The organism is Streptomyces sp. CNQ085, from assembly GCF_022614595.1.
Taxonomy (GTDB): domain Bacteria; phylum Actinomycetota; class Actinomycetes; order Streptomycetales; family Streptomycetaceae; genus Streptomyces.
The window spans coordinates 1-8,100 of the sequence record NZ_JAJFAU010000188.1; the positions used below are offsets into that span (position 1 = coordinate 1).

The window sequence follows — 8,100 nt, forward strand, 5'->3', positions numbered from 1 at the left end:
CGGCATCCGCACCCTCACCGACCAGGGCGTCACCCGCTTCCTGGAACTCGGCCCGGACAGCGTGCTGTCCCTCCTGATCGAGCAGACCGCGCCGGAAGACACGGTCATCGTGCCGACGCTGCGCAGGAACCGCCCCGAAGAGACGGCGGCGCTCACCGCCCTCGCCCAGCTCTTCACCCACGGTGTCCCCGTCGACTGGGCGGCGTACTTCTCCGGCACCACAGCTCGCCCCGCCGACGTACCGACGTACCCCTTCCAGCACCGGCGTTTCTGGCCGGAGCCCTCCCCGTCGCTCAAGGACCCCGTCGTCCTGGGCCTGGAACCCGTCGGCCACGCGCTGCTCGGCGCGGCCGTGCCTCTGGCCGGTTCCGACGGCATCGTCCTGACCGGTCGGCTGTCGCCCGCGTCGCATCCGTGGCTCACCGACCACACGGTGCACGGGCGTTCCCTGCTTCCTGGTGCCGCGCTGGCCGAGCTGGCGTTGCGTGCCGGTGAGGAGTGCGGCTGCCGCCGTGTCGCCGAGCTGACCCTGGGCGCGCCGCTGGTGGTGCCCGCCGAGGGTGCCGTACGACTTCAGGTGACCGTCGGTCCGGCCGACGCGGAGGGGCGCCGGGCGGTCAGTGTCCAGTCCCGTCCGGAGGGCGATGCACAGGCGCCGTGGACCGCCCATGTGACCGGACTGCTGGACGACGGGGAGGGAGTACCGGCGCCCGAAGCGGAGTTGACCGTCTGGCCGCCGACCGGTGCCGACCCCGTCCCGCTCGACACGTTCTACGCCGACCGGGAGTCGACCGGATTCGGATACGGTCCCGCCTTCCAAGGGCTGCGGGCCGCCTGGCGGCGCGGTGACGAGGTCTTCGTCGAGGCGGAGCTGCCCGAGGGGACGGAGCCACGCGGGTTCGCGCTGCACCCCGCCTTGTTCGACGCCGCTCTGCAAGGCACTTCGCTGCTGGTCGGAGATGGTGTGGTGCCGTTCTCCTGGGAGGGCGTCGCGCTGCACGCCGAAGGTGCGACGGCGGTGCGGGCGCGGCTGGCCCTCGTCGCGCCGGACCGTGTCCGGGTGACCCTCGCCGACCCGGCCGGGCGGCCCGTGGCCGGTGCCGACGCGCTGGCGGTCCGTACCCTCTCGGCGGGGCGGTTGGACGCGGTGGCCACGGCCGGGCCGCTCCATCGCGTCGAGTGGGTGCCGGCCGGGGAGGCGGCCCGCCGCCCCGGCGCACTCTGCGTCTGCGGGGACGACGACGGCACGCTCGGCTCGGCGCTGCGCGACGCGGGCCTCGCCGTCCGCGAGGACGGCGCGGAGGCCGAGGTTCTGGTGCTGCCGCCACCCGGGTCGGAGGTGCGGGACGCCGTAGTGGAGGTCTTGGCCCTCCTCCAGGGTGCCCTCGCTCAGGAGCCCGAGCGCCGACTCGTCGTGGTGACGCGGGACGCCGACGATCCCGCCGCGGCTGCCGTGCGGGGACTGCTGAGGTCGGCCGCGGCCGAGCACCCCGGACGGCTGGCAGTACTCGCCCTCACCGATCCGGCGCCGCGGGCGTTGCACAGCGCCCTCGGCCTGCTGCTGGACGGTGCGGAGCCCGAGGTCGCCGTGCGGGGCGGGGAAGTGCTGGTGCCCAGGCTGGCGCGGGTGAGGGCCGGTGAAGGGCGGTCGCCGGTGTGGGACCGGGGCCCCGTGCTGGTCACCGGCGGCACCGGCGGGCTGGGTGCCGCTGTGGCGCGGCATCTCGTCGAGCGGCACGGTGTGCGGGAGCTGCTGCTGGTCTCGCGCCGCGGCCCGGACGCGCCGGCCGCCGCCGACCTGGTCGCCGAACTGGCGCGGGCCGGTGCCCGTGCCGAAGTCGCCGCCTGTGACGTGGCCGACCGCGACGCGTTGGCGGGGCTGCTGGCCGGGCGGACCATCGGTGGTGTGGTGCACACGGCCGGGGTGCTCGACGACGGCGTGGTCACCGCGCTGAGCGAGGAGCGGGTGGCGGCGGTGCTGCGGCCGAAGGTGGAGGCCGCCCGCCATCTGCACGAACTCGTCGACACCGACGTGCCGTTCGTGGTGTTCTCGTCGGCCGCCGGTGTGCTCGGCAGCGCGGGACAGGGCAACTACGCCGCCGCCAACGCCTGCCTGGACGCCCTCGTACGCGAGCGGTGGGCCGCGGGGCTGCCGGCGCTGTCGCTGGCCTGGGGCCCCTGGGAGGCCTCCGCCGGGATGACCCGGCAGCTCACCGACGCCGACCGGGCCCGTATGACCCGCACCGGGCTGCTGCCCTTGCCAACGGCGACGGCACTCGCTCTCTTCGACGCCGCCCTGGCCCACGACGAACCCGTCGTACTGCCCCTGAGCCTCGACACCCAGGCACTCGCCGCCGCCGGGCCCACCGCACCCGCGGTGCTGCGGGGGCTCGTCCGCGACCGGCGCCGCACCGCCGCCGCGCCGCCTGCGCCCGGCGGCGAGGGGCTCGCGGCGACCCTGGGCAGGCTCGGGCGCGAGGAGCAGCGGCGCGAGCTGCTCGGTCTGGTCCGCGCCCAGGTCGCCCGCGTCCTCGGGCATCGCCGCGCCGACGCCGTCGAGCCCCAACGGCCCTTCCGCGAGCTGGGATTCGACTCGCTGACCGCCATCGAGCTGCGCAACGGCCTCGCCGCCACCACACGCCTGCGGCTGTCCGCGACCCTCGTCTTCGACCACCCGACGGCCACCGACCTCGCCGCACATCTGCACGAACGCCTGACCGGCGGCCCGGCCCCGGCCCCCGCCGAACCGGCCGCCCGGCGCACCGCCACCGACGACGACCTGGTGGCGATCGTGGGCATGGCCTGCCGCTTCCCCGGCGGCGTCGGCTCCCCGGACGACCTGTGGCGGCTGGTGACCGAAGGCGTCGACGCGATCGGCGACGTACCCGCGGAGCGCGGCTGGGAGGAGACCAGGCGCGGCGGATTCCTCACCGGCGCGGGCGACTTCGACGCCGACTTCTTCGGCATGAGCCCGCGCGAGGCACTCGCCACGGACGCGCAGCAGCGGCTCCTTCTCGAGGCCTCCTGGGAGGCCGTCGAGGACGCGGGGATCGACCCCGTGACCCTGCGGGGCAGCCGTACCGGCGTCTTCGCCGGCGTCATGTACGGCGACTACGGCACGCTCCTCACCGACGAGCGCTACGCTGGCCTGCGCGGCGCCGGCAGTGCCTACAGCGTGGCCTCCGGCCGGGTGGCGTACACCCTCGGCCTGGAAGGACCGGCCGTCACCGTCGACACCGCCTGCTCCTCCTCGCTGGTGGCCCTGCACCTGGCCGCCCAGGCGCTGCGCGGCGGCGAGTGCACCCTCGCCCTGGCCGGCGGCGTGACGGTGATGGCGACGCCTTCGACCTACGCCGAGTTCGACCGTCAGGGCGGGCTCGCCGCCGACGGCCGCTGCAAGGCGTACGCCGACGGGGCGGACGGCGTCGGCTGGGGCGAAGGTGTCGGACTGGTCGTGCTGGAGCGCCTGTCCGACGCCCGCCGCAACGGACACCCGGTGCTGGCCGTCCTGCGCGGCTCCGCCGTCAACCAGGATGGCACCTCGAACGGCCTGACCGCCCCCAACGGACCCGCCCAGCAGCGCGTCATCCGCCAGGCATTGACCACCGCCGGGCTCTCCCCCGCCGACGTGGACGCCGTCGAGGGCCACGGCACCGGCACTGCCCTCGGCGACCCGATCGAGGCACAGGCCCTGCTCGCCACCTACGGGCAGGACCGCGGACATCCGCTGCTGCTGGGCTCGGTCAAGTCCAACATCGGGCACACCCAGGCCGCCGCGGGTGTCGCCGGCGTCATCAAGACGGTGCTGGCCCTGCGCCACGGGGTCGTGCCGCGCACCCTGCACGCCGAGACTCCGTCCACGCACGTCGACTGGGCCTCGGGCGCCGTACTCCCGGTGCGTGAGGACACCCCATGGCCCGAGACGCACCGTCCGCGCCGGGCCGCCGTGTCCTCCTTCGGCGTCAGCGGCACCAACGCCCACCTCATCCTGGAGGCGGCCGCACCTCAGCGGGACGAGCGCGAGCCGGAGCCCGCCGTGGTGACGCCGGGGGTGGTTCCCTGGGTGGTATCCGCCCGTACGGCTGCCGCCCTCGACGCCCGCCTGGCCCACCTCGCCGACCGCGACGACGTGCTGGACGTCGGACTCACCCTCGCGACCCGCACCCCCTTCCCGCACCGCGCCGTAGCCCTCGCCACTGGCACGGGCAGCCCTGGGGAAATCGCCCGGGGAGTCGCCGCCGAACCCGGCCCGACGGCCTTCCTCTTCTCCGGCCAGGGCGCTCAACGCCTGGGTGCGGGGCGCGCGTTGTACGACCGCTTCCCGGTGTTCCGCGCCGCCCTCGACGAGACACTGGCCCTGCTCGACCCTGCCCTGCGCGATGTCATGTGGGGCACCGACGAGGCCGCGTTGAACCGCACCGGCGCGGCCCAGCCCGCCCTCTTCGCCGTCGAGGTCGCCCTGTACCGGCTGCTGGAGTCCCTCGGAGCGCGCCCCGACGTGGTGGCCGGGCACTCCGTGGGTGAGATCGCCGCCGCGCACGTCGCCGGTGTCCTGACCCTGCCCGACGCGTGCCGCCTGGTCACCGCCCGGGCCACGCTGATGGACGCCCTTCCGGAGGACGCCGGTGTCATGGTCGCCGTCGAGGCCGACGAGGACGACATACGGCCGCACCTCGCGGCCGGGGCCGCCCTCGCCGCCGTCAACGGGCCCGCCGCCGTGGTCGTCTCCGGCGACCCCGAAGCCGTCGAAGCCACCCTCGCCGCGCTCCCCGGCCGACGCACCACCCGCCTCCCGGTCAGCCACGCCTTCCACTCGGCACACATGGACCCCATGCTGTCCGCCTTCCGGGAGGCACTGGACGGCCTGGACCTCCGGCCGCCGTGCCTGCCCGTCGTGTCCACCCTGACCGGAACCGCCGTAGGGGAAGACGAGTTGACCGATCCGGGGCACTGGGTACGGCAGATCCGCGAGACCGTCCGCTTCGGCGACGCCGTCCGCACGATCGCCGACACCGGGGTGCGGACCTACGTCGAGGTCGGGCCCACGGCCGCCCTCACGGCGCTGGTCGAATCGACTCTGCCCGAGGACGCTCTCGCGGTGCCGGTGCTGCGGTCCGGCCGCCCCGAGGAGCCCACACTGGTCACCGCCCTTGCCCGGCTGTTCACCACCGGCGTGCCCGTCGACTGGCCCGCGTTGTTCACCGGCACCGGCGCCCGCCGCACGCGACTGCCCGCCTACCCCTTCCAGCACCGCCGCTACTGGCCGGCCGCCGGCGCCGCCCGCGGTGACGTCCGCGGCTCCGGACTGACCGCCCTGCACCACCCGCTGCTGGGCGCCGCGGTCCGCCTCGCCGACACCGACGCCGCCCTGTTCACCGGCCGCGTCTCGACCACGACCCACCCCTGGACCACGGGCCACCGCGTCCTTGGCCGGGCCGTGCTGCCCGGCACCGCGCTCGCCGAACTCGTCGCCCGGGCCGGCGCCGAACTCGGCCACGGGCACATCACCGAACTCACCCTCGCCCAGCCGCTCGTCCTGCCCGACCGCGGCGCCCTGGCCCTCCAGGTGTCCGTCGCCGAACCCGACGGCTCCGGCCTGCGCCCCGTCACCGTCTCCTCCCGGCCCGACGACGACCCCGACGGGCCCTGGCTGCGCCACGCGGCCGGCCTGCTGGCCGCCACCACCCAGGCCCCGGAGCCCGGCCCGGCCTTCCCGTGGCCGCCCGCCGACGCCGAGCCGGTCGACCTCGACGGCTTCTACGCCGAACTGGCCGACACGGGCCTCACCTACGCCCCGCCGTTCGCAGCGCTCACCGCCGTCTGGCGGCGCGGCGGGGAGGCGTTCGCCGAGGCCGCCCTGCCCGACGACACGGACACCGACGGCTTCGGCCCGCACCCCGCCCTGCTCGACTCCCTGCTCCACGCCGCCGTCTTCACCGGCGGCACGCCGGGGCTGCCGTTCGCCTGGCAGCACCTGAACCTGTACAGCGGCACGAGAGCTCGCGTGCTGCGCGCCCACATCGTCCACGACACGGACACGGACACCGTCCGCCTCACCGTCACCGACCCCACGGGAGCACCCGTGGCCTCCGTCGGGTCCCTCGTCACCAGGCCGCCGTCCGAGACCCGTACGACGGCCCCCAACGCGCTCTTCCGGCGCACCTGGGCACCCGTGCCGGATCTCGAAGCGTCGCCGACTGTCCATACGGCCGTACTCACCACGGGTCCGGCCCCGGCCTGGGCACCACAGGACGCGGAGATCCGGCACGCCCTCGACGGCACCACGCCAGCACCGGACCTCGTCCTCACCGAGATCTCCGCCGACGACCTGCACACCACGCTCCGGCACACCCTGGACCTGCTCCAGACCTGGCTCGCCGCCCCGACGTACTCCACGTCCCGCCTGGTCGTCGTCACCGCCGGCGAGGACACCCCGGTCCTCGAAGCCGTCCGCGGCCTGGTCCGCTCGGCGGCCAACGAGCACCCCGGCCGCCTGGCCCTGCTCACCCGCGACCCGAGCACACCGCGACTGCCGTCACCGGCCCGGCTCCTCGCCGCCTACGACAAGGGCGAAGAGCCGGAGATCGCCGTACGCGGTACGGAGCTGCTCGCACCACGCCTGACCCGGCACGAGCCCGGCACTGAGAAGGCCCGTGACATCTGGACCGGCCCGGGCAGTGTGCTCATCACCGGAGGCACGGGCGGCATCGGCGCGGCCCTGGCCCGCCACCTCGTCACCCACCACGGCGCACAAGACCTGCTGCTCGTGTCCCGGCGAGGGACGGACGCCCCGGGCGCGGCCGAACTCCGCACCGAACTGGCGGAGTCCGGAGCCAGTGTGGAGATCGCCGCCTGCGACGTCACCGACCGCGACGCCCTGGCCGGTCTGCTCGCCGGCCGTACCATCGGCGCCGTCGTCCACACCGCCGGAATCCTCGACGACGGCGTCCTCACCGCCCTCACCGGTGAACGCCTCTCCGCGGTCCTCCGCCCCAAGGCCGACGCCGCACACCACCTGCACGAACTCCTCACCGACGTACGGGCGTTCGTTCTGCTCTCCTCGGCCGCCGGCACCTTCGGAGGCACCAGCCAGGCGAACTACGCCGCCGCCAACGCCTACCTCGACGGCCTCGCCGCCCACCGCCGCGCCCTCGGCCTGCCCGCGACCTCCCTCGCCTACGGGCCGTGGCAGATGACCGACGGCATGACCGGCGACCTCGACCACACCGACCGCGAACGCCTGGCACGCTCCGGCTTCCGCCCGCTCACCGTCGACGAGGGCCTGGCCCTGTTCGACGCCGCCACGGCCAGCGAGACACCGGTCGTCGTGCCCGTACGGCTCGACCACGCGGCCCTGCGGTCGCGTACCGACGTCCCGCCGCTGCTGCGCGCCCTGTTCCGGATCCGCACGACCACCACCGGCGACCTCCCCGGTCGCCTGGCCGGGAAGACCGCGGAGGAACAGCGAACCCTGCTCCTCGACGTGGTCCGCGCCCGCGCCGCGGCCGTCCTCGGCCATGACGACGCCGGGGCCGTCGAGCCCCGGCGCCCCTTCCGGGACCTGGGCTTCGACTCGCTGACCGCCGTCGAACTGCGCAACGAGCTCGCCACGGCGACGGGCCTGCGGCTGCCCGCCACGCTGGTCTTCGACCACTCGACGGCCGAGGCACTGGCGATCCACCTGCGCGATCAGTTGGCGGGTACGACGGCCGAGCCGACTGACTTGCTGCCCGCGGCGCCGCTCACGGACGACCCGGTGGTCATTGTCGGCATGGCGTGCCGGTTCCCGGGTGGGGTCCGGTCGCCGGAGGGTCTGTGGCGTCTGGTGTCGGAGGGTGTGGACGCGGTGTCCGGTTTCCCGGCCGACCGGGGCTGGGATCTGGAGCGGCTCTACCACCCCGACCCGGAGCACACCGGCACGTCCTCGACCCGGGCCGGCGGGTTCCTCGCCGATGTCGGCGGGTTCGATCCCGAGTTCTTCGGGATGAGTCCGCGTGAGGCGTTGGCGACGGACGCGCAGCAGCGGTTGCTGCTGGAGTCGGTGTGGGAGGCGATCGAACGGGCCGGTATCGACCCGACGTCGCTGCGGGGCAGCCGGAC

The 8,100-nt window shown here is 75.2% G+C and carries 1 protein-coding gene; it reads left to right on the plus strand.

The annotated features are described in order from the left end of the window. A partial coding sequence (locus LJ221_RS22105; protein ID WP_241718478.1) for a type I polyketide synthase occupies nucleotides 1-8,100 on the plus strand: 8,100 nt, incomplete at both ends.